Genomic DNA, 20509 nt, shown 5'->3' with positions numbered 1-20509 from the left:
TCGAGCCATTGTTATAATTTTAGACCTGTTTCATCATTCCGGTGTTGTCCGCCTCGACATCCTCGCTTCCTTCGGCTTCGGCCTCCCCGTTCCGGTGTCGGGCTCTGACACGCGGGTTGAACACGCGGTCGAGCGACTGTCCGAGCAGTATCAGCCCGACCGAGATCCCGATAATTGCGATCATCGGAATGAGTAGCCAGTGGAGGGCCCCCGGTCGGTAGTGTGCACCGGCGTCGTAGGCCAGATACAGCGTGATTCCCCAGTTTTGGTCCTCGAACGGGAGGACCCCGAGGAAGTACAACCCGACCGCCGAAAAGATGATGTTCCGGGTGGCGTTCATCATGTTGATGACGATGTACGGCATGAGTCGCGGAAGGATATCCTTCCGAATGATTCGCGAGGTCGAGACGTCCATCGCCCGTGCGGCTTCGGTGAACGATTCCCTCCGCATGGTGAGGACCTGTGATCGAATCGCCCTCGCGAGGCCAGCCCACGCCGCGATGCTCAACAGAATGCCGACCAGTACCGGATTCCGCGGCTCGAACATGACCGCGAGTACGATAACGAGCGGGAGGCCGGGAATATTGATGAACACGTCCGTAATCGAACTCAACACCGTGTCGGTCATCCCGCCCTTGTACCCCGCAATCGTGCCGAAGACTGTCCCCACTGTGACCGTAAACAGTCCCCCGGATGCCATCATGATGAGGATCGGTCGAGTCGAATGGATCGTATCCGCGAACAGATCACGGCCCATCCGATCCGTTCCGAACGGGTGCTCCCACGTTTCGAACGGTTGGATAAACGCCGAACCGTCCAAGTTCGTGGTCGGTTCAACGAGGAAAACGCCGACCGTTCCGACAAAGACGTATAACGCGATGATCGCCAGCCCGATGCGCGCTCGCCAGTCGTCCCAGATTATCGAGAACGGTGCATAGACGTAATTCTCGTAGCGTTTTCTGTATCGATCTCGCCGCGTTTCTTCGATATCGGAAATCGTCTCGAACGGGGAGTTGACACTTCCGCCGTCTGTGGCTTTGGGCTGTCTGTCGCCGTCTGTGGCTTTGGGCTGTCTGTCGCCGTCCGTTGGCCCTCTAGAGTCCTTCACTCTTCCCACCTCCTGCGCGTGGATCGATCTTCGAATACGTCAGATCCGCGATCAGCAAGGCGATGACGACGGCGATCGTGATGATCGTAAACGCACCCAGCATGAGCGGGTAATCGCGTTGATTGACCGCTGACATCATGTAGTATCCGACACCCCGATAGGCGAAGACCTCCTCGAGGATGATCGACCCGCCGAACATGCTTCCGATGCTGATCATCAGTCCGGTGTACATCGGAAGGATCGCGTTTCGAGCGACGTATTGGATCGCAATCGTCGAGTCGGAAAGTCCTCTGAGCCGTGCAACGCGGAGGTAATCCTCCCCCAGCACTCGGATACTGTTTCCGCGCATACTCAACGACGCGGCCCCCGAGACAACCAGCATAGATATCACCGGTAACGTCGCGTGGTGAATCACCCCGCGTATATACGTCCAATTGAAGCCGGGTTCGACTCCGGTGGGTTGTCGGCCACCGGTCGGAAAGATCCCGTATCTGTACCCGAGAAACACCAGTAGCAAGATCGCGAGAACGTAGAACGGAACGGACCCCATTACCGTCGCGTAACCGGTCAGGCCCAGATCCAACCTGCCGCCTTCCCAGTAGGCCATCAACGCCCCGAGCGTAATGCCGAGAAAGAAGCTAATGAACGCCGCCCAACTCAACACGAACAGCGTCCACGGGAGCGCGGTCGCGAGCACCTCTACGACCGGTCGGTCGTAGTACATCGAGTGCCCGAGGTCACCCTGTATCATCGATCCGACGTAGTTCACGTAGGCGATCGGAATCGGCTCTTCGGGATCGATGTTAAGCCGAAGCTCGACCAGATATCGCGCCTGCGTGGGGGAAATCCCCTGCTCCTCGAGTTCTACGATCATCGCTGACATCGGATTTCCCGGCATCAGTCGCACGAGCAGAAATGAGATCGTTATGACACCCCACACTGTAAACAGTGCCTGTCCTATTCGTCGAACTCTCCAATCCATGCGTAAATTACTACTCTCGCTGACCACTATAAATGTGTGGGTTCCTCACACACCACAAATGATAGCGGGCCATTCTGTGCGAAAGTGCGTCTCTCGAGGAATTCCTCGATTCGCCTTGCCCTCGAGTCTGTACCCTTTGTGATTCGTTACGGTTCACTCCAGCTCAGGCCCTCGTCCGTAATCGAGGGGGCGTCGTAGAGTACCGTATCGAGGCCGTGCTTGATCCCGTGTTCGGCTTCGAGCTCCCAACCGTGTCCCGTATTGATCACGCCGTTCGAGGGTTCGACGCCCATCTCGACCTGCGGAATGTGTTGGTTCCAGGCCCACATGAGTTCGCGGTGATACTGGTCGTCGTCGGTGATGCGCCACTCGGTGAGGTGGTCCTCAATAGTTATCGTTTCCTCGCCGTCCGCCCCCGACGGATCGCCGACAGGCATCGGCACGGTCATCTCCGGACTGTGGTGGGTGAGATCGCTGATCCAATCCCAGAGATCGAGCGACCACATCTCCGAAATACTGTCCGCGGACGACCCGTCCGGGATGATATCGTACTCGCCAGCCATCCGCCGTTCGTCGAGCGTCGCGTCGTCGACCTCTTCTTGTTGGGTCTGGATTCCGAACTCCTCGAGGTTTGCGATAAGCGTCTGGATGACGACGTTATCGACGCCGGTCAGGATCGTAATCTCGAACTCTTCGTCGTCGGGTGTGTACCAGGTGTCGTCTTCCAGCGAATACCCTTCTCCCTCGAGTAGTTCGGTCGCTCTGTCGGTATCGTTTTGCCCGTACTCGGTAAAGTCGCCGACGTCTACTTCGCCTTCGTCGATAGCGCCGTGTGGAACGCGACACGGTGGATGTTCGAAGACCTCGATCTCGGTGTCTTCGGCCAGCGTCCGTAGCCCTTCTTTGTCGAAGACGTGAGCGATCGCCTGTCGAGTTTCGGGGGTATCGAACGGCGTGTCCCACACGTCGACGTCGTACCCGCAGTTGAACGTGATCAGATTGTTGTGTGCCATATCCTCCGAGATCAGTTCCGAACCTTCCGGCATTTGTTCTTGCAGATCCGGGGAGACCGGCCAGCCGCTGTGTGAGGCGTCGATGTTCCCCTGTAGGTACGCTTGAATCGGGTCTTCGAAGTGATGGATCGAGAACTCGTTGAAGTCGACGTTGTCCGCGTTCGGATGGTCCTCGTATAACTCACAGACGATCTCGTCGTCGCCGATCTCGCTCACCTCGAAGGGGCCGTTTCCGATCGGATCGTCGGTTAGCTCCGGGTGCGGGGTCGTAATGACTTCTTCGATTGCATCCATGCGCTCGCTCTCGTCACCGTCGACGATCTGGTCGTGCCACTCGCTCCACTGCTCGTCGTCGTGTTTCGTGAACACGCCGTGATCGGCGTCACCGGGCGGCGTCGCCAGCGCGTTGATCGCGGCGAAGTGTTCGGATAGCGGATCGCGAAGCGAGAGGCGAGCGAAGTGATCGTCGACCACTTCGATATCCTGGACGAACGGGCCTGCGTCTTGCTCTTCGTCGTCTCCCACTTCCCCCTCGCTGATGAGTGCGTTGTTGATCTCCACCTGCGTGACCCAGTCGTCGATGACGAAGGCGTCGCCGTTTTGCCAGGTCCAGTCGTCCCGAATCTCGACTTCTAGCGTGTCGTCGTCGGGCTTGCTGTAGTCTTCGACGATCACCGGATAGATCTCGTCGGCCGGTGCCGAATAGATCGCCATCTTGTCGAACACCATTCGCCCGGGATGCCACGCGGCGGACCCGGTCGGATTGAACGGGTTGAAATGTCTGTCCTCCGGTGCTGCGTAGTCTCGGTCGTCGGTGCGGAGCCGATCACCGTCTACGTCTCCCATTCCGTCACCACCCATGCACCCCGCTACCATCGCCGTCGTTCCGAGCGCGCTGAGGCTGAGGAACTTCCGTCGCGTTGCTCCCGCAACACGATTGTTATCACTTGTCATTCCGTCTATTCATCTGCGGTCATTTATGATAAATATTTCGGTGGTGGTCACAATCCGAACCTCCAAAGCGGTAATTTCTCGTTCGTGAGTGCTCGAGACCCCATTCAAGCAATCAGCCCCTGATTGAGTGTTCTCACGGAGTGGTAATTTTTATACTATATTGTCGCCAAGCTATCGTATGACACTGATGCAATCGGTCTGCAAGACGATGATCACTCTCGACATATTATTCGCTCTCTTGCTGGCGTTTTCCTATCCCCACTTAGATCCCGGTAGCGGCTCCTATGTCGTCGCTCAATTGACGCTCGTCCCCGTCCTTCTCACGTTCTGTGCGAGCTGTCTCATCCTCTATTTCGAGTGGGACCCGTTCGCCCAGTCTCCGACGGAAGTGTAGCCAAATCTCGTTCCCAACCGCGAAATGAGCGATAGGTACCGACTCGAGAGAGGCCATCGTTTGTCGACTCGAGACCGAGCGTCGTTTGCCGTCTCGAGACGCGTGTTCACCCGATCCGATGGGGATTACCGGCGTTCACATCGGAAACTTACCGGTATTCATCACGAACGGTAGCAACGTCGATCCATTCTTCCTGATCCGCTGCTGCCTGGATCGCAAACACGACATCGTGCGGTTTTCGAGCCGCTGATATCGGAATCATCGGTTCTCTGTTTTCGTGTATCGCCTGCACGAAATCTCGAACCTGTCCGAGGTGTTCCGCTCCCAGGTGAAACTCCTCCGGCGTCTCGGCTCCCGCGCCCTCGAGGGTTTCGAACGCTTCGAGTTCGTTCTGACGCCACCGGAGCGATCCCTCGGTTCCGTGCAGCTCGAGGGTTATCGGCTCCTGTGGATACATCGCGGTCGTGGCGGTAATCTGCCCGTATCCCCCGTTCGATAATTCGACGCTCGCGACGGCGGTATCGGGGACCTCGATGTCGTGTTGGATCGTATCAGTCGTGGCGGCAACCCGGTCGATGCCGCCGGTCGTCCACTGGAGGAGGTCGATTCCGTGAAGTGCCTGCGTGAGAAGGATTCCGCCGTCGAGATCGTCCGTTCCGTGCCAGCTCACGTCCTCGTAGTACGACTCTCCTCGGTCCCACTTCACCTGTACGTTGCCGAGAACGATCTCTCCCAAACGTCCCGCTCTCGTTGCGTCGCGAGCAAGCCGCGGGCCGCCGAACGTTCGCCGTTGCAACACGCATCCGAACGTAATTCCCTCGCGTTCGACGGTATCTGCGATTCGGGCAACGCGTTCCGGCGTTACCTCGAGTGGCTTTTCACAGAGGATATTGACACCTTCGCCGGCCAGCGCGGTCACGATCTCTGCGTGTGTCCCGTTCGGTGTACAGATGCTGACTGCATCCAATCGCTCATCGACGGCCATCTCGAGTGGGTCCTCGTACCACGTCGTTCCGTATTGCGTCGCGAACGCACGGGCGGTTTCATCGTCGATGTCTGCACAGGAGACGAGAGTTGCCCCGTCGGTTTTCGCGACGGCATCGGCGTGATTCGTCCCCATCCCGGCACACCCGACGATCCCGTATCGAAGTTCTGTGGATACCATTCCTCGTTTAGTAGCCTGTGGGGTGGATGTATATTTGTTTTGGTGACCCACACCATGCCCGGCATCGGGCCATAAGAGTTCGACTGATCGAATGGTGGTCCGATCCGCGAACCTGTGTGTCGTCTCGAGTGTATCGCGGTCGGCGATTCCGATAGTGGGGGCGGTTTCTTCGACGGTTATTTTACGTTCTGCAGTCGGGAACGCATGATTTACCGGGGGAGAGTCCACACTTCGCTATGACAGACATTAGTATCTAAACAAGCTATCGCAAATACACGACCGAATGAGATGAATGTAAATATCTCTCGTATACCACTTGTAGTTCCTCTCCCAATTGCGTTCGGTACATCCGATCATTTAGTACTCATCGTGGACGAACCCTCACCGATCGACAGATCGTGCCATCCTGTTACACCTGTATGTGTGTAATGAGATTACGCTCGAGTCCCCGTCTCACGTGGTTAGTTTCGTGAGACTGAGAACGTTCCTCACCTTCGATTCCGTTCTTTTACGGTTTTACATCCCTACGAGAAACGGTCTTCGCACCGAACTCGCGGTATCTGGCCTGTCGTTGTATGCGTATCGACTGCAGGCTGATTCCGGAAAAGTCGATAACCACGGGTCGCGCTGTCCATCGCGTGCGTTCGACTGTCTCGTTATTGTGGCCGATTGAACAGGGTCGTTCCTCCTAGGGGAACAGAGAATCACGGAACAGGTTGACACCAGCGGCCCCGCTCTCGGAACGCACCGAACACTCGTGGCTACGGTCTCGTGCTTCGTACTTTCGAGACGATTTTCGAACGAATCGTGTGTCTCCTCTCCTACTCCGGAGGTGCATTCCACGATTCGCCGTTATCCTGCGGTTCGTACCCGATTCTCTCTCGAGCGTTTTCGATGCTGTACCAACGTCGTTCGTTGTCGCTGACGCCGTTGAAAATTTCGAATCCGGTATCCGAATCCTGCAAACAGCAGTCGATCATGTGCGCGAAATCACGCCGGGACTGCCACATCGCTTTCATCCGCCCGACCTGGTGGGCGTACTCATCGCTGTCCCGATCGAATTTGCCGTCGTCGACACCTGCTTCTGCATCGCCGTAGGGATGGTCGTACTCCGGCATTCGAACGCTACAGATGCGGATGGCGTGGAACCGCTTCGGGTACTCGAAGTTCTCAACGTAGTACCGCCCGAGATCCTCGCCGAAACTCTTCGAGACGCCGTAATAGGAGTCGGGTCGAACGGGATCGCCGGCCGAGAGCCGAAACGGGACATCGGTTCCGGTGTACAGTTCGGGAGCGTTCTCGACTTCGTACATTCCCATAACGTGATTCGTCGAACCGAAGACGACCGTCTCGAGTTCGTGCGTTCGGGCGGCCTCGAGGGCATTTACCATGCCGAGAATGTTCGGCTCCAGAATATCAGTCCACGTCCCGTCCGTATAGGGGTATCCGGCCAGATGGATCATCGCGTCCTGTCCATCGCTTGCCGCTTTGACCGCCTCACCGTCGGCGATGTCGGCGACAACGGTCTCGTAGCCGCCGTACTCGTGATCGTCCGGCCGATCCGAGCGGTTCAGGTGGGTAAATTCGTACGCTGGATCGTCGTGTAGGTGATCGATAAGTGCGGTTCCACACCGGCCGTACGTCCCAGTCAGTAACACGTCCATATGATTGTAATTGCGACAGCTCACCATATAGACTGGGGCTTCATGCACACCGCCGCACGGCCAGGACCGTTCGAGCCCTTCTACCGCTCGACGCCTTCACAAAACCCTGCACTCGAGTTCGTTGAGGTTCTCGAGCGCGTGGTCTGGGTGGCTAGTTCGGAGCTGTTTCGCCTGGGAGTTCGACGGCTCGAGTGTGTTGTTGGAGCCACGCGGTGAAATCGTCAGGATCGGACGGAATGGATAACTCTCGTTCGGTTTCGGGGAGGTCCGGATAGCCGCCGACCTCATCTTGACTGTCGATATGGGTTCCCCCTCTCTCGATCGTGTGTTCGACGATACGTTCGTCGATCGGCGTCCGTTGTGCGGGCCGGGCCCCCACGGTGTTTAACTGCTGGCCGAACGGGTCCTGGACGGGAGTTAATCCGTCGGGCCAAAGGGGTGGCTCGTCGTGTACTTCTATGATCCCGTCGTCGACCGCATCGTCGTCGAGTAGCTGGAACGAATCTTCCACGTCGTTGTCCGAAACGTGGAGGTCGATCGGCGTCTCGTCTCCGGTGTAGATGAACGGGAAGCTGAAGTCCGATTCGTCGCCGGATCGAAACGCGTTCGCGACGAAACTCGTCCGGGCCGACGGATCGTCGATATCGCCGCCGATTCGGTTTGCGGCTTCGACGTTGTACGTGACGTTGCTGGCGACGACGGTCGAGGTCCCGCCTTTGAGTCGGACGTTTCGACGCCAGTTGTTAGCGTAGAGGTTCCCGAGAATCGCGGTCGTTTCCGCCTCGTTGCCGACGAGCGTTCCATACGCACGCTGGTCGTCGCCGTCGTCTCTGACGACGCCCGTCGTGTCCTTCAGCCCTTCTCCGTTGATGTTGTTGCTGAACGTGATGTCCGCACTCGCCGATCCCGCGTTGACGGACATATTTTCTTCCGAACCCCACGAGACCGAACAGTGATCGAAAATCACGTTGTGGCCGTCGTCTCCGACGACCATCGAATCGGCGGGCTCGCCGTATTCGATATCGGTTCCGGGACGCGAACGGATATGTTGGACGAGCATATTTTCCTCGTCGAACTCGACTCCCGGGCCACTCGTTCGAGTTATCGTTATTCCCGGATCCGGAGCGGTCTGGCCCGCGACGAACAGATCCGGTTCCTCGGCTTCGATGTCTTGCTGTTGCATATCGATGACGCCGCCGACCTCGAAGACCACGATTCGGGGTCCGTCGACGTCTTCGACCGCGTGCTTGAACGAACCCGGTCCACCCGCCTCGAGGTTCGTCACGCGGACGACCTGGAGCGGCCTGTCAGTCAGCCAGTCGGTCGACGCCCAGCCGTCAGCGGGTGCGATTCCGGAGCCCGGTGAGTTGGCTCCGGGGTCTTCCGTCAGTTCGATCTCGCTCGGTTCCGCACTTACACTCCCGATGCTACCGAGTGCAGTCGCCGTGAGAAGTCCACCGCTCAGTGCGAGGACACGACGGCGTCCCGTCCCGGCGTTGTCGGTACCACTGTCACAGTTGTTGTCATGATCTCTCATGTGGACCACTCTACAACTAACCAATACTAATAATTATCGGTATTGTTACGGGCGAAATGATGTGTTCTAACGGGATGAGTGCTGGACGGGACCGCTTCGAATGCCCCCTCCCTTCCCCAGCCATTCCGCTTATGGGCACAACTATAACTGCAGACAGTGGGATGTCGTACGTAATGGTCGAAACCGAATCAAACAGTCTTCAGTTCGGGTGCCAACTGGTCAGCTACGACGACGTTCACGGAACGATCCAAGATGCGGTTCGGGCGGAAGCGGCCGGCTTCGATATCATCACGGTACCGGACCACCTGTTTCATCCCACCGGATCGGAGCACTACCTCGTCGACCCGCCGTGGGAAGCCTTCACCGTATTGGGTGCGATCGCACAGCACACGGACGACGCGACGTTGCTGCCGGCGGTAACCGACTCCGTTCGCCGACACCCAACGGAGTTAGCCCATGCGACGGCAACGCTCGACCGGCTGACGAACGGCCGTGCGGGCTTCGGAATCGGGGCCGGTGAGGCGTTCAATTTCGAACCGATCGAAGATATCGATTGGACCGATCCGTTCACCAGATTCACCGAAACGCTCGAAATCGTCGACGGGCTCTGGAACTCGCGGGCCGACGAGCCGTTTTCGTTCGACGGGGAGTTCTTCACACTCGAGGACGCACACATGGGATTCGAACCGGTTCAGGAGCCGCGCCCGCCGATCTGGGTCGGGGGTTACGGGCCGAGTATGCGCGGGGTTACCGGTGCACTGGCCGACGGGTGGATTCCCTGGATCCACGCCCCTGACCAGTACGAGGCCGACCTCGAGCGGATCCTCACTGTTATGGATGATCGCGGGAGAGACCCCAACGCGATCGATCGGGCGGTGATGATTCCGACGACCGTCTCCGAGGACCACGAGGCGGCTCGGCGACTCGCGATCGAGCGCAACCGGACGAGTCTCGCCTTGCGCCCGCAACTGCTGACGAAGATGGGGCACGAAGCCATAGCGAACGATACGCCAGTTATGTTCGACATGTCCTTCGATCGGGAGCAAAAACGAAAGCTGGACGCCGCGGCGCGCCGGATTCCCGACGAAGCGGTCGATAGGGTCACCGCTTCTGGCGATCCCGAGCGGGTGATCGACCAGCTCGAGTCGTTCGTGGACGCCGGTGTCGACCACGTCGTTCTTATTCCCGTGGGGGATTTCGACGAAACCGTTTCACACTATGAGGAAACGATTATTCCCCATTTCAAAACGGCATAATCGATACTCCCCCCCGTGCGTTTCGGTCCAAACCTGGCATGATCCGGGTTCCGATACACGAGCGGATCCGATCGCCGACACGCGATCGGTTCTCTCTCTCAGCTGCTGTCACGATCGTCTTCGATGCGATCTGCTCCTCGGTCACCCCCGTTCCGGCCGTCGTCGCTCTGACTGTCCGTACGATCCGTTCTCGAACTCGAGGGCAACTGTAGCGACATCCTCGCACGTTATCTTGGAGACCGTCGTGCCCTGGTCGCGTCGACGCGTGTGTGCCGGATGGCGGACAGGTACTGACCGCATCGAGGCCCTCGTTCTCGAGAAGTGCTTTCTGGCCGGCGTATCCGGTTGTACCGTACGCTGATTCAAACGCGTCGATCAAGGACTGACTCGTGGCCACACCCGCGACGAATTCGGTATTCGCGATAGAATCGAGACAATCTGCGTGGTTCGTTTCCGACCCTGAGACGCCGAACATTCCGCGTCTGATCGTCTTCATACTGAAGAAACAGACGCGATGTCCTCTCAGTGTTCTCCGTTCGATTCTTGCGAGCACCTCCGGCCGTCAGGTCCGATTCCCGTGCTCGAGGAACCCTTTGCCGGGTAACAAACACCCTTTGAGTACAACGCGAAAGGATCTCAAACACTTCGTGTCACGGTACCCAAACCCACTTCGTCTCACGATACTGTACATTGGCCTCGGTCTCGCGTATATGGGGTTGATAGACCGCGAGCGGGCTATTCAGACGACCGTTCTCGCGTGGCCACGAATCGTCACCGGGATCGCCCGAATGTCGAAAAGCGCGGTCGACGTCGCGATGGTCGGCGTCGCGGTCGGAACGTCCGCCGTCGCCGGAGTCGGTTTTGCAGGACCGTTCTGGGGGCTCGCCTTCGCGATCGGTGGCGGGGTCGCCGGCGGGACCCTCGCACTGGTCTCACAGCGATACGGTGCCGAGGCGTACGAGGAACTCGGCCTCGCGGTTCGCTCGAGCACGCTCTTCGTCGTCGCGATCAGTATCCCGGTTGCGGGGGTCTTCTGGCTCTTTCCGTACGAATTTATCACCCTGCTCAGTAGCAACGAACGGGCAATCGAGTACGGCGGGACGTACCTGCAGGTCGTCGGGCTCGGGATCCCGTTTGCCGGGCTCAACCTCGTCGGAAGTCGAACGCTTGTCGGTGCGGACGACGCCTACACCGCGATGCAAGTCCGAGCGGGCGGTGCCGTCCTAAACATTGCCCTGAACGCGGTCTTCATTTTCGGCGTCGGTTGGGGTGTCGCCGGCGCTGCACTCGGGACCGTCCTTTCGAACGTCGCAATTGCCGTCGTCTTCGCGATCGGTATCGCCCGCGGTCGATTCCCGGGTATCGGCGAGTTCCCGGTCCGGGTCGATCCGCTCGGAACGTACGTCGATCCCGATACGCTCCGTGATATCACGCAGATCGGTCTGCCCATCGGAGCCCGAAACCTCGTCTGGACCGTCGCCGAGTTCCCGATGCTCACGATCCTCGATGTCTTCGGCGAAACGACTGTCGCCGCATTCGTTATCGCCCGTCGAGTCTGGGGCCTGATGAACACGCCGGGGTGGGGCTTCGGGTTAGCGTCCTCGAGTCTCGTCGGGCAAGCTCTCGGCCGGAACAACGAGCGATTGGCCGAGGCGTACGGTCGCGATATTATTCGGTTTTCGGTCGCCACGTACGTTGTCTCTGCAGTTCTCATCGCGGTGTTCGCCGAACAGATCGTCGTGCTCTTCGCGGACGATCCGACGAGCGCCGAAATCCCCATCGCGACGAACCTCGTCTACGCGGCCTGCGTCGCGGTCCTCTTTCAGGGGGTGACGGCCGCCGCCGCCGGCCCGCTCGACGCTAGCGGCGATACTCAGATCCCCTTCGTCAGCCAATCAATCGGCGTCTTCGGCGGCGCGATCCCGTTGGCGTATCTCGGTGCAACGACGAGCCTCGGATACTGGGGACTGTACCTCTCGTTCGTCGCCGAAAAGAGTGTCCCCGCGGCCATCAACTACTGGCGGTTTCGGACGAACAAGTGGAAGTCCATTAGCGAAGAGTATCGCCCAGACACGACCGCCGCCGACGATTAAGCGGATTAGCGCCGGGGTTTCCGAAGGGACTGGACGATCAGGAAGCGATCGCAATTTGCGACCTCATACGTTGATCGTCGTAGTAACAGTTTAGTTATCGTCGATCGTAGCCGTCTCCATGGAGTACATCTGTCCCCATTGCACCGAACTCGTCACGGTAGGCCGTCGCCCCTCGAGTTGTTCACACTGCGGCCACGTTCCGAATCAGGGAGCTGATTAACGGTTCGAGCGCGGACTCTCTCAAATTCAAGGCGAACGGGACCAGTTGTCGGATTAATTTTCGCTACAGACGAACGTGACTGGACACGGAGCGGACAGAAGCACCGTTTGCGCGGTTGAACCGAAAAGCGCCTTCCCGACCGGTGAACGTGTTCGGCCTGCGACGATAACCCGATCCGCCTCGAAGGCTGTCGCTTGATTGACGATCATCTCTCCGTGTTCTCCGACCGATCCTCGAATTTCGTACTCGATATCGGCCTCCTCGAAGCCGGATGTAAAATCCTGAACCGCGGCGTACCGGTCGGCGACCCGATCAGCGTCGACCGATTCATCGCTCGTGTCGAGATTGAGTTGCTCGAGAACGTCTTTGTACTCGTCTTCGGTGAACACGTGCGAGAGAATAACGGTCGCACCGGTCGGTTTCGCAACCTCGAGAACCGTTTCGAGAATCTCATCAGCGCGATCGATATCGTTCGGTCCGACTGCTAACAGGATTCGTTCGAGCGTCATCGTGTCACAGTGGATCAGCCGGTGTCTTAACTGTACTGGAACCCTGACTTTTAGCTCGTTCACCGGTGTTACTCGAGCGTTCGGTAGTTCCGAAAGGATGCGCGCTCACTATCTGCCGACTGTCAGTGTTACCACCGCGCTCGAGACAGGGAATACGGTATTACGGGCCCGAACTCCAGATTACACTTCGACAGTCGTCGTCTCAATCACACGATCTGGTATCCGCCATCGGCGTACAGCAGATGGCCGGTGACGTACGACGCATCGTCGGCGGCCAAAAACAGGTACGATCCGGCCATCTCTTCCGGCGAGCCCATTCGCCCCATCGGTATCACAGGGTCTCGTTCCCGCCCCGCAACTTCCGGTATCTCCATTTCGTCGTGGATAAACCGGTCATCGACGTGGCGCTCTGGTTCGGGGTTTCCACTTCCGAAGGTGGTTTCGATGATTCCCGGCGAAACGGCGTTGACCCGTATGTCGTAGCTGGCCAACTCGAGGGCAGCGACTCGAGTGAGCATCATGACCGCGCCTTTCGAGGCGTCGTACATCGCGTGACCGGTCTGGGCGTACTCCGAACTGATCGAGGCCGTGTTGATAATCGAGCCGGGATCCTCCCTCGAGACCATGTCTCTGGCCGCTGCTCGACAGCCGGCGAAGACGCCGCGAACGTTGATTCCGAAGACCTGATCGAACGATTCGACGTCGGTCTCGAGCAGCGATGCGTGCCGATAGATGCCGGCGTTGTTGACCATCACGTCGACGCCGCCGAACTCGCGAGCGGCTTCGACGACGGTGACGATTTCGGTCGGACTCGAGACATCCGTTTCGATGAATGTTGCACGGCCGCCGCCGTCTTCGATCAGTTCGGCCGTCGGAGCCGATTCGGCCTTTTCTTTTGGCTCTTCGCGGATATCCGCGACGATAACCGTCGCACCGGCGTCCCCGAACCGCCGTGCGACCGCTCGACCGATTCCCGACGTTGCGCCCGTGACGATTACGGTCTCGTCCGTAAAGTCGTAGCTAATCTGACCCATACACTGACTGTACCGTTGCGTTATTTAGGCTTTCCGACGGATCGATTGCTCCGGTTGAAATGTGGCATAATAACGGATATTCGTTCAGAAGTATCTACACGATATTGTACGGGTAGTTTATCGGGTCTTCGTCGGCGGTCACGCGGGTGATCTCCTTTCCCTTAATTTCTGTTTCCTTCCTTTCTTCTCCTGTCTCTCGGCTATACTATCACATTAGACATCCTAATACACTTTCCGGGCCGATACTTCGTACTCCGATACCGCCGTAGATTCTCTCTCGCAACCACTCGACTGCACGTTAGTATAAATTACTTTCATCTGTTTGTTCTCCGTTTCCGAAAGTAATACACGAGATATTCTATATTCTAATCGAAAACAAATTAATTAATAAGTTCACTCTCTTATCGTTGTCCATCTGGAATATACGCTCATCTGCTTCCGCGGTCTATACACTCTCTAGGTAGCTCTGATGGATCGATTAGTGGGAAGTTACTTCTTTATCATTGGGTTTCGATCGGTACTCGTTGACCGAGCCGTTCCGACTTGTAGGCCGCCTCGGTGAGCGCCGTCGCGTAGAGCGCGTTTTCGGCCGTGGCCGGCGGCTCCGTCCCGCTTCGAACGGATCGGACGAACGCGTCGACCTTTTCGTACGATGAAAGCTCGCTCTCGATCGACTTTCGGAGATCTCCCGCCGAGTCGGTTATCGTCACTTCGCGGTCGGTCCAGCCGGTCCCCTCGAGCAAACAGCGGCCGCCGTCACCACGGACGGCGATCCGCTCGGAGACGTCGGGTGAATCTCCGGAGACGGTGATGTTTGCGATCGTCCCACTCGAAAACCGTACAGCGAGTGCCGCTTGTACGTCTATTCGCGTATCCTCGTAGAACTCCATTTCCGCGCTGACGTGGGTCGGAACGTCCTCGAGCATCCAGATGATGGCGTCGAGCAAGTGGCTCCCGCTGTCGTAAAGCTGGCCGCCGCCGCTCAGTTCGGCGTTCGCCCGCCAGGTATCGGAAACGTCTTGGATCCAGTCCTGTGTCAGTTCGGCGGTGACGACCTTGGGTTCGATGTCGCCGCTTGAGATCGCCTCTCTGATCGCGACGTACGCCGGATTCACGTGCCGTTGATAGCCCACCATCAGTATCTGTTCGTCAGTCTCCGCTCGCCGCGCGAGATCTCGCGCTCGCTCGAGGCCCGGCGTAAACGGTTTCTCACAGAAGACGTGAACGTCGCGTTCGAGGGCGGCGATCGTGTGATCGTAGTGGAATTCGTGCGGCGAGCTGATCTGGACGGCGTCGAGGTCCTCGTTCTCGAGCATCGCTTCGTGGTCTTCGTACTGGTGGTCCGAGTCGACCTCGAGCGTTTCCCCGGCCCGCGTTCGATTGGCCGTCGTGATGTCGGTGATCGCGGTAACCGCGGCGTCGGGGTGCTCGTGGAACTGCTTTGCGACGTGGGTTCCCCAGTCGCCGGTGCCGATGATTCCGGTTCGGAGGTGTTTCGCCATACACCACCAGTTGCGATTCAGTTTGAAAAGCGGTTCCGGTAATCTCGGCGGCTGATAGGGTCGGTTGTAATTCTCTCCCGGCATGGATATTCAGTCGTCGGTTTCGCTCGGCGAAACTCGTTCTCCGCTGAGGCTGGCTGAAAATATACTGCCGGCTGTTAGTCGTTCAAGATTTTCGTCGCCCCGGGGGTGCGAAAATCTTCACATAGTTACAGCCAGCAGTATAGTTACAACCGACCCTATGATACGACTTTCGCGTTTCGGACGGGCGTTTCGATTTTGGGCTCGGTACGGACTGGGCCCGCAGTTCGGATGCCGGTCCCCCTTCTAGCTCTCGTTGCCCCAATCCTCTCTTATCGTGTGACCTCTCGAGCAAACCGAACGTATTTGGTCGTTGCCGGGTAATTACCGCCAATGACGACCCACGTTACCGTCTGGAACGAGTATCGTCACGAACGAGAGAGCGACGTCGTCGCAGATATCTATCCCGACGGTATCCACGAAACGATCGCTGATGTGCTGGCGGATGATTTCACCGTCGGAACGGCGACGCTCGACGAACCCGAACACGGCCTTACGGAGGACGTGCTCGAGGGGACGGACGTACTCACGTGGTGGGGCCACGCCGCCCACGACGAAGTCGAAGACGAGATTGTCGAACGAGTCCGCGATCACGTCCTCGACGGCATGGGCTTGCTCGTCATGCATTCGGGCCACTATTCGAAGATTTTCAAGCGGCTGATGGGGACGACCTGCTCGCTGAAGTGGCGCGAAGCCGCCGAGACGGAGCGGCTCTGGGTCGTCGAACCGAGCCATCCGATCGCCGACGGCCTCGAGGAGTACATCGAGGTGCCCGAGGCGGAGATGTACGGCGAACGGTTCGATATCCCGCGGCCGGACACGTTGGTGTTTACCTCCTGGTTCGAGGGCGGTGAAGTCTTCCGCTCGGGGTGTTGTTACACGCGAGGTGCGGGTCGAATCTTCTATTTCCGGCCGGGTCACGAGACGTATCCGGTCTACCACCAGCCCGAGATTAGGCAGGTGCTCCGAAATGCGGTCGAGTGGCTCGACTCGAGTAGCCAAACCCATCGCACGTTCGGCAACAGCGATCCGATCGAGGAGATCGATACCAGCGACGATCGTACGGTCCACTAGCGATCCGTTCGCCGCCTCCTCTTGTGAGTATCACTCGTTTAAATTGTAAGAGACGCAACAGGATGCGATCATCTATCTTCTATAATTCACGAAGAATGTTACAGCCATAGCTATGTAATCCTTCCCGGCGATCCCGTTCGGGTGCTTGCTTCCACGAATCGCTCGTCTGACCCGATCGACCTATTTTTGTGGGGTAGCTGGCGTCTCCTGAAGTGGCGATTTCGATCCGTCCATCACGATTGGCAGCCCGCTCTCGCTCGAGCGGTAAATGCCGTCGATGATTCGTTGAACCGTCAGCGCCTCCTCGACGTTGTCTTCGGCCGCTTCACCCTCGGCGATGGCGGTGAAAAACGCCTCCTGTTCGTCGCCGTGGGTGTCGTTCTCGGGCGTTCGAATCGTCGTATCCTCGAACTGATTCGGACCGGTCGACCGGACGGAGTGAATAGAGAGTTCGTTCTCGAGCAGATCGAACCGCGCGGCGGCTTCGGTTCCGCGGACGACGAACTCGTGGGTTGACGGTCGGTTCGTCGCCCAGGCCGTCTCGAGACTGATCGTCCGATTATCAGCACAACGGATAAACGCGCTCGTCGAATCGTCGACGTCGAACCCTTCGGGACCGACGTCTTCGCCCCACATTTCCAGGTAGGAGTAGTCTTCTCGCTGCCCGAACTCGGATCTCGTAACGCCGGAGACCGCGTCGATTTCCGTGTAGTCGAGGATGTACAGAGCAAGATCGATTGCGTGAACGCCCAGATCGATGAGCGATCCACCCCCGGAGATGTCCTTTCTGGTAAACCACGACCCCCGCCCAGGGATGCCGCGTCGGCGGACGTAGTTAGCTTCGATGTGGGTGATCTTTCCGAACTCGCCCTGTTCCAGCCGGTTCTTGATGATCTGGACGGCGTTCAAAAATCGGTTGTTGAACCCGACCATGCAGTTGCCACTCGAGTCGGCGGCGGCGGCCGCGATCCGTTCGGCGCTCTCGAGCGTGTGTCCCAGCGGTTTCTCGAGGAGGACGTTCAGATCCCGCTCGAGCGCGTCGACGGCGTACTCTTCGTGAAACCGGTTCGGCGTCGTAATCACGACGACGTCGACATCGTCGTAGAGGGCTTGATGGTCCTCGTAGACGTCTATCTCGTATCGCTGTGCGAAGTCTTCGCGGGCATCCGCGGCGACGTCCATGCCGCCGACCAGTGAAACGCCCAGTTCCTCGAGTCGCTGTGCGTGATGTTCGCCGATGTTTCCGAGTCCGACAATACCGGTCCGAATCTGTGTGAAGTTAGTATCCATTTATTGAGAGATGTTCGCAGTAGTTTCGTCACGAGTCTGTGCAACCGTCATCGATGTGGGAGCCGCCGATTCGTCGCCAACCGAGCCACCGGCTACCGATGTATTAGCGATCGCTCCTGGAGCGACTGGTGGCGTCGGGTTGTGCTCCGCCGCCGAACAGTTGTTTCGTCTCATCGTATCAGTATAGCTGCTGTTCTTTCTCTTCGCGTTCGCGTTCCTGTTCGTCCGCTTCGGCGAGTTGTTCCCGACCGCGTCGGTACTGCCGAAGTCCCGGAACGAATCTGTTCTTCAGGTCTCTCGTAAACGAGACGATCCCGTAGATCCAGAAGAAAAACAGGACGAGAAACCCCCCGTAATAAACGACCGGGACGAGACTACTCATTGGAACCACCAACGTTTGGTTTCCCCTGCTCGAGGTGTGAGTCCGCCAGATCTTCGATCCCGTGAGTGAGCGCTTCGCCTGACGTACCGTCGAACAGGTGAATTTTCGACCGATCGAGCGTGACACTGACGGCTTCGTTCTCGTTGATCTCGAGATCCGGTTCGACGCTCAGGAGGAGTTGGTTGGACGACGCGCCCATTCCTCCCTCGTCCGTCGATGCACCCGATTCGTGCTCGAGGTCGAGGTAGACGAAGATTTCGTCGCCCATCGGTTCGAGGACGTCCGTCGTCGCCCCGATCGGTGCCGTCTCGTCGTCGGCCGATTGACCGATATCCGAGAGGTAGACGTCTTCGGGCCTGATACCCATGGTGACGCCGTCGCCCACCGAAACGCTGTCGAGGTGTTCCGGTTCGAACTCGAGATCGAAGGTATCCGTCTCGAGTCCGGATGCGGTGAGTCGTCCGTCGACGAAGTTCATCGACGGCGAGCCGATAAAGCCGGCGACGAACAGGTTCGCAGGCTCGTTGTAACAGACCAACGGCGGATCGATCTGCTGTAACGAGCCGCTGTTGATGACGGCGATTCGATCCGACATCGTCATCGCCTCGGCCTGATCGTGCGTGACGTAGACGATGGTCGTATCCAGCTCCTGGTGGAGGCGCTGGAGTTCCGTTCGCATGTGAACCCGAAGCTTCGCGTCCAGGTTTGCGAGCGGCTCGTCCATGAGGAAGACCGACGGCTCACGAACGATCGCTCGAGCGATCGCGACCCGCTGGCGCTGTCCGCCCGACATCTCTTCGGGCATTCGATCGAGCATTCCCTCGAGTTGGACGACGTCGGTCGCGTGTTCGACGCGTCGATCTATTTCGTCCGTGTCGTAATCTCGCAGTCGAAGCCCGAACGAGATGTTGTCATAGACATCCATGTGCGGGAACAACGCGATGTTCTGGAACACCATCGCGACCCCGCGGTCTTTCGGCGGGAGCGTCGTGACATCCGTTTCGCCGATTTCGATCGTCCCATCGGTCGGTTTGGTGAGTCCGGCGATCGATTCCATCGTCGTTGACTTTCCACAGCCGGAGGGGCCGACGAGACAGACGAACTCTCCGTCCTCGATCTCGACGTTCATCTCGTCGACGGCGACGACGTCTTCGTAGCGTTTCGTGACGTCCTGTAGTGTTACTCGTGCCATGTGTTCTGTCGTTCCATATTTTCTGATTACTCTTTGAGAGCCCCTGCGGTGAGGCCGCTGACGATTCGTTCCTGTGCGAGGATCACGATGATCACCACGGGGATGACGCCGATGATGCTCGCCGCCGCCATCAGGTTGAAGTCCGTGGTATACTGGTCCTGATAGCTCAATATTCCGCCGACCAGCGGCGACCACTGTTCGGGCTGGTTCTGGAGGGACATGATCGAACTGAAGAAATACTCGTTGTAGACCGAGATGAACGTCAACACCGCGGCCGTCGCGATACCCGGCGCGGACAGCGGCATGATCACCCGGAACAACGCCCCCAGTCGGGTCGTCCCCTCGACTCGAGCGGCGTCCTCTAACCCGTCGGGAATCTGCGCGTAGAACGTCGTCAGGATGAAGATGGCAAGCGGCAAGAACAGCGCGCTGAAGGGCATGATCATCGACCCCGGTGTGTTGACGAGCCGCGGTGCCGAGATGAGTTCCCATCCGACGAACGGAACCACGATCGCGTTCCCGAGGAACGCGTCGAACAGCGGGACTAAGAACGCCGCGGGCGGGAAGTACGAAACCACCAGTACGGCAAGCATCAGCGGTCCTCGGCCGGGGAAGTCCAGTCGGCCGAAGACGTATCCGGCGAGGCTCGCGATAGCCAGAACGATGATCGTCGTCGTGGTCGCGAGCACGAAGCTGTTGAACACGTAGAGGTGGAACGGTACCTGCTGGAACACCTCGACGAACGCGTGGACGTTGAACCCCTGCGGATGTGGGAACGGGATTTCGGCTCCGACGAACGGAATCGAAACGCCCCAGTCCCCGCCGATGATCTGGCTGTTCGGCGTCAGCGCGAGCACGAGCAACCAGTAGAAGGGAAACAGCGTTGTCACGAGGAAGAAGCCGGCCGCGACGTAGAACAGCAGCTTGTAGAGCCTGTCGCGTTTGTCCTTGTTCGTGACGAGGCTCTGGGCCCAGCGCTCGAGCGGGCCGCCCTCGGGCTCGTTCGAGGACTGATTTGTTCTCTCCTGTTCGGATGACGAGTGATCTGGCGTTGCCATA

At 58.4% G+C, this 20509-nt stretch carries 18 protein-coding genes; 4 read left to right on the top strand and 14 right to left on the bottom strand.

Going from position 1 to position 20509, the window contains the following annotated elements; genetic code table 11:
- Nucleotides 1-19: 19 nt before the first annotated feature.
- From ACYQ14_RS20615 to ACYQ14_RS20605, 3 genes are all read right to left on the bottom strand, one after another.
- Nucleotides 20-1117: an ABC transporter permease gene (locus ACYQ14_RS20615; protein ID WP_459891012.1), complete on the bottom strand. Its 1098-nt coding sequence runs from the start codon at nt 1115-1117 to the stop codon at nt 20-22.
- Nucleotides 1095-2090 (bottom strand): ABC transporter permease, encoded by a 996-nt coding sequence (locus tag ACYQ14_RS20610; RefSeq protein ID WP_459891010.1) that lies wholly within the window; start codon nt 2088-2090, stop codon nt 1095-1097. Before ACYQ14_RS20610 ends, ACYQ14_RS20615 begins: the two co-directional genes overlap by 23 nt.
- Before the next feature lie 146 nt (nt 2091-2236).
- Nucleotides 2237-4057, bottom strand: coding sequence for an ABC transporter substrate-binding protein (locus ACYQ14_RS20605; protein ID WP_459891008.1), 1821 nt, complete (start codon nt 4055-4057; stop codon nt 2237-2239).
- 178 nt (nt 4058-4235) lie between these two features.
- Between ACYQ14_RS20605 and ACYQ14_RS20600 the strand changes: the two genes are divergently transcribed.
- A complete protein-coding gene (locus ACYQ14_RS20600) occupies nt 4236-4451 on the top strand; it encodes a hypothetical protein (RefSeq protein WP_459891006.1) in 216 nt (71 codons plus the stop codon).
- A 148-nt stretch (nt 4452-4599) separates the two neighbouring features.
- On the opposite strand, the gene ACYQ14_RS20595 is transcribed toward ACYQ14_RS20600, so the two are convergent.
- The 3 genes from ACYQ14_RS20595 to ACYQ14_RS20585 all read right to left on the bottom strand — a co-directional run bounded on the left by ACYQ14_RS20595 (nt 4600) and on the right by ACYQ14_RS20585 (nt 8817).
- A complete protein-coding gene (locus tag ACYQ14_RS20595; protein ID WP_459891004.1) occupies nt 4600-5616 on the bottom strand; it encodes a Gfo/Idh/MocA family protein in 1017 nt (338 codons plus the stop codon).
- Between the two features lie 821 nt (nt 5617-6437).
- Nucleotides 6438-7280, bottom strand: coding sequence for an NAD-dependent epimerase/dehydratase family protein (locus ACYQ14_RS20590; protein WP_459891002.1), 843 nt, complete (start codon nt 7278-7280; stop codon nt 6438-6440).
- A gap of 151 nt (nt 7281-7431) precedes the next feature.
- A complete protein-coding gene (locus ACYQ14_RS20585; RefSeq protein ID WP_459891000.1) occupies nt 7432-8817 on the bottom strand; it encodes a pectate lyase in 1386 nt (461 codons plus the stop codon).
- 173 nt (nt 8818-8990) lie between these two features.
- Between ACYQ14_RS20585 and ACYQ14_RS20580 the strand changes: the two genes are divergently transcribed.
- Nucleotides 8991-10073 carry an LLM class flavin-dependent oxidoreductase gene (locus tag ACYQ14_RS20580; RefSeq protein WP_459890999.1) on the top strand — a complete coding sequence of 361 codons (1083 nt, stop codon included), beginning with the start codon at nt 8991-8993 and terminating at the stop codon, nt 10071-10073.
- Nucleotides 10074-10214: 141 nt separating this feature from the next.
- On the opposite strand, the gene ACYQ14_RS20575 is transcribed toward ACYQ14_RS20580, so the two are convergent.
- The gene (locus ACYQ14_RS20575) at nt 10215-10373 is read right to left on the bottom strand and encodes a hypothetical protein (RefSeq protein WP_459890997.1); all 159 of its coding nucleotides are present in this window, start codon (nt 10371-10373) and stop codon (nt 10215-10217) included.
- Nucleotides 10374-10720: 347 nt separating this feature from the next.
- On the opposite strand from ACYQ14_RS20575, the gene ACYQ14_RS20570 reads away from it, so the two are divergent.
- Entirely contained in the window at nt 10721-12166 is a 1446-nt protein-coding gene (locus ACYQ14_RS20570; RefSeq protein WP_459890995.1) for an MATE family efflux transporter, read from the top strand.
- 273 nt (nt 12167-12439) lie between these two features.
- Here the strand turns inward: ACYQ14_RS20570 and ACYQ14_RS20565 are convergent, their stop codons facing one another.
- The 3 genes from ACYQ14_RS20565 to ACYQ14_RS20555 form a co-directional block, all read right to left on the bottom strand.
- Nucleotides 12440-12895, bottom strand: a complete 456-nt coding sequence (locus ACYQ14_RS20565) for a universal stress protein (protein WP_459890993.1) — start codon at nt 12893-12895, stop codon at nt 12440-12442.
- Between the two features lie 206 nt (nt 12896-13101).
- A complete protein-coding gene (locus ACYQ14_RS20560; protein ID WP_459890991.1) occupies nt 13102-13929 on the bottom strand; it encodes an SDR family NAD(P)-dependent oxidoreductase in 828 nt (275 codons plus the stop codon).
- 500 nt (nt 13930-14429) lie between these two features.
- A complete protein-coding gene (locus ACYQ14_RS20555) occupies nt 14430-15431 on the bottom strand; it encodes a Gfo/Idh/MocA family protein (RefSeq protein ID WP_459890989.1) in 1002 nt (333 codons plus the stop codon).
- Nucleotides 15432-15845: 414 nt separating this feature from the next.
- Between ACYQ14_RS20555 and ACYQ14_RS20550 the strand changes: the two genes are divergently transcribed.
- Nucleotides 15846-16586, top strand: a complete 741-nt coding sequence (locus ACYQ14_RS20550) for a ThuA domain-containing protein (RefSeq protein ID WP_459890987.1) — start codon at nt 15846-15848, stop codon at nt 16584-16586.
- A 180-nt stretch (nt 16587-16766) separates the two neighbouring features.
- Here the strand turns inward: ACYQ14_RS20550 and ACYQ14_RS20545 are convergent, their stop codons facing one another.
- The 4 genes from ACYQ14_RS20545 to ACYQ14_RS20530 form a co-directional block, all read right to left on the bottom strand.
- Nucleotides 16767-17876: a Gfo/Idh/MocA family protein gene (locus ACYQ14_RS20545; RefSeq protein WP_459890985.1), complete on the bottom strand. Its 1110-nt coding sequence runs from the start codon at nt 17874-17876 to the stop codon at nt 16767-16769.
- A gap of 178 nt (nt 17877-18054) precedes the next feature.
- Nucleotides 18055-18258, bottom strand: a complete 204-nt coding sequence (locus ACYQ14_RS20540; RefSeq protein ID WP_459890983.1) for a DUF8005 family protein — start codon at nt 18256-18258, stop codon at nt 18055-18057.
- The gene (locus ACYQ14_RS20535) at nt 18251-19450 is read right to left on the bottom strand and encodes an ABC transporter ATP-binding protein (protein WP_459890981.1); all 1200 of its coding nucleotides are present in this window, start codon (nt 19448-19450) and stop codon (nt 18251-18253) included. Before ACYQ14_RS20535 ends, ACYQ14_RS20540 begins: the two co-directional genes overlap by 8 nt.
- Before the next feature lie 26 nt (nt 19451-19476).
- Nucleotides 19477-20508, bottom strand: a complete 1032-nt coding sequence (locus ACYQ14_RS20530; protein WP_459890979.1) for a carbohydrate ABC transporter permease — start codon at nt 20506-20508, stop codon at nt 19477-19479.
- Nucleotide 20509: the final 1 nt, after the last annotated feature.

The sequence above is a fragment of the Halostagnicola bangensis genome, from assembly GCF_054653435.1.
Note: the sequence above shows the minus strand (reverse complement) of the source record. Positions and strands in the feature narration are given on the sequence as shown.

What these genes read in the sequence shown, in the direction of transcription:
- ACYQ14_RS20545 (WP_459890985.1), bottom strand. Translation starts at nt 17,876, where the DNA reads ATGGATACTAACTTCACACAGATTCGGACCGGTATTGTCGGACTCGGA.
- ACYQ14_RS20535 (WP_459890981.1), bottom strand. Translation starts at nt 19,450, where the DNA reads ATGGCACGAGTAACACTACAGGACGTCACGAAACGCTACGAAGACGTC.
- ACYQ14_RS20580 (WP_459890999.1), top strand. Translation starts at nt 8,991, where the DNA reads ATGGTCGAAACCGAATCAAACAGTCTTCAGTTCGGGTGCCAACTGGTC.
- ACYQ14_RS20600 (WP_459891006.1), top strand. Translation starts at nt 4,236, where the DNA reads ATGACACTGATGCAATCGGTCTGCAAGACGATGATCACTCTCGACATA.
- ACYQ14_RS20550 (WP_459890987.1), top strand. Translation starts at nt 15,846, where the DNA reads ATGACGACCCACGTTACCGTCTGGAACGAGTATCGTCACGAACGAGAG.
- ACYQ14_RS20575 (WP_459890997.1), bottom strand. Translation starts at nt 10,373, where the DNA reads ATGCGGTCAGTACCTGTCCGCCATCCGGCACACACGCGTCGACGCGAC.
- ACYQ14_RS20540 (WP_459890983.1), bottom strand. Translation starts at nt 18,258, where the DNA reads ATGAGTAGTCTCGTCCCGGTCGTTTATTACGGGGGGTTTCTCGTCCTG.
- ACYQ14_RS20595 (WP_459891004.1), bottom strand. Translation starts at nt 5,616, where the DNA reads ATGGTATCCACAGAACTTCGATACGGGATCGTCGGGTGTGCCGGGATG.
- ACYQ14_RS20565 (WP_459890993.1), bottom strand. Translation starts at nt 12,895, where the DNA reads ATGACGCTCGAACGAATCCTGTTAGCAGTCGGACCGAACGATATCGAT.
- ACYQ14_RS20605 (WP_459891008.1), bottom strand. Translation starts at nt 4,057, where the DNA reads ATGACAAGTGATAACAATCGTGTTGCGGGAGCAACGCGACGGAAGTTC.
- ACYQ14_RS20530 (WP_459890979.1), bottom strand. Translation starts at nt 20,508, where the DNA reads ATGGCAACGCCAGATCACTCGTCATCCGAACAGGAGAGAACAAATCAG.
- ACYQ14_RS20585 (WP_459891000.1), bottom strand. Translation starts at nt 8,817, where the DNA reads ATGAGAGATCATGACAACAACTGTGACAGTGGTACCGACAACGCCGGG.
- ACYQ14_RS20560 (WP_459890991.1), bottom strand. Translation starts at nt 13,929, where the DNA reads ATGGGTCAGATTAGCTACGACTTTACGGACGAGACCGTAATCGTCACG.
- ACYQ14_RS20590 (WP_459891002.1), bottom strand. Translation starts at nt 7,280, where the DNA reads ATGGACGTGTTACTGACTGGGACGTACGGCCGGTGTGGAACCGCACTT.
- ACYQ14_RS20555 (WP_459890989.1), bottom strand. Translation starts at nt 15,431, where the DNA reads ATGGCGAAACACCTCCGAACCGGAATCATCGGCACCGGCGACTGGGGA.
- ACYQ14_RS20610 (WP_459891010.1), bottom strand. Translation starts at nt 2,090, where the DNA reads ATGGATTGGAGAGTTCGACGAATAGGACAGGCACTGTTTACAGTGTGG.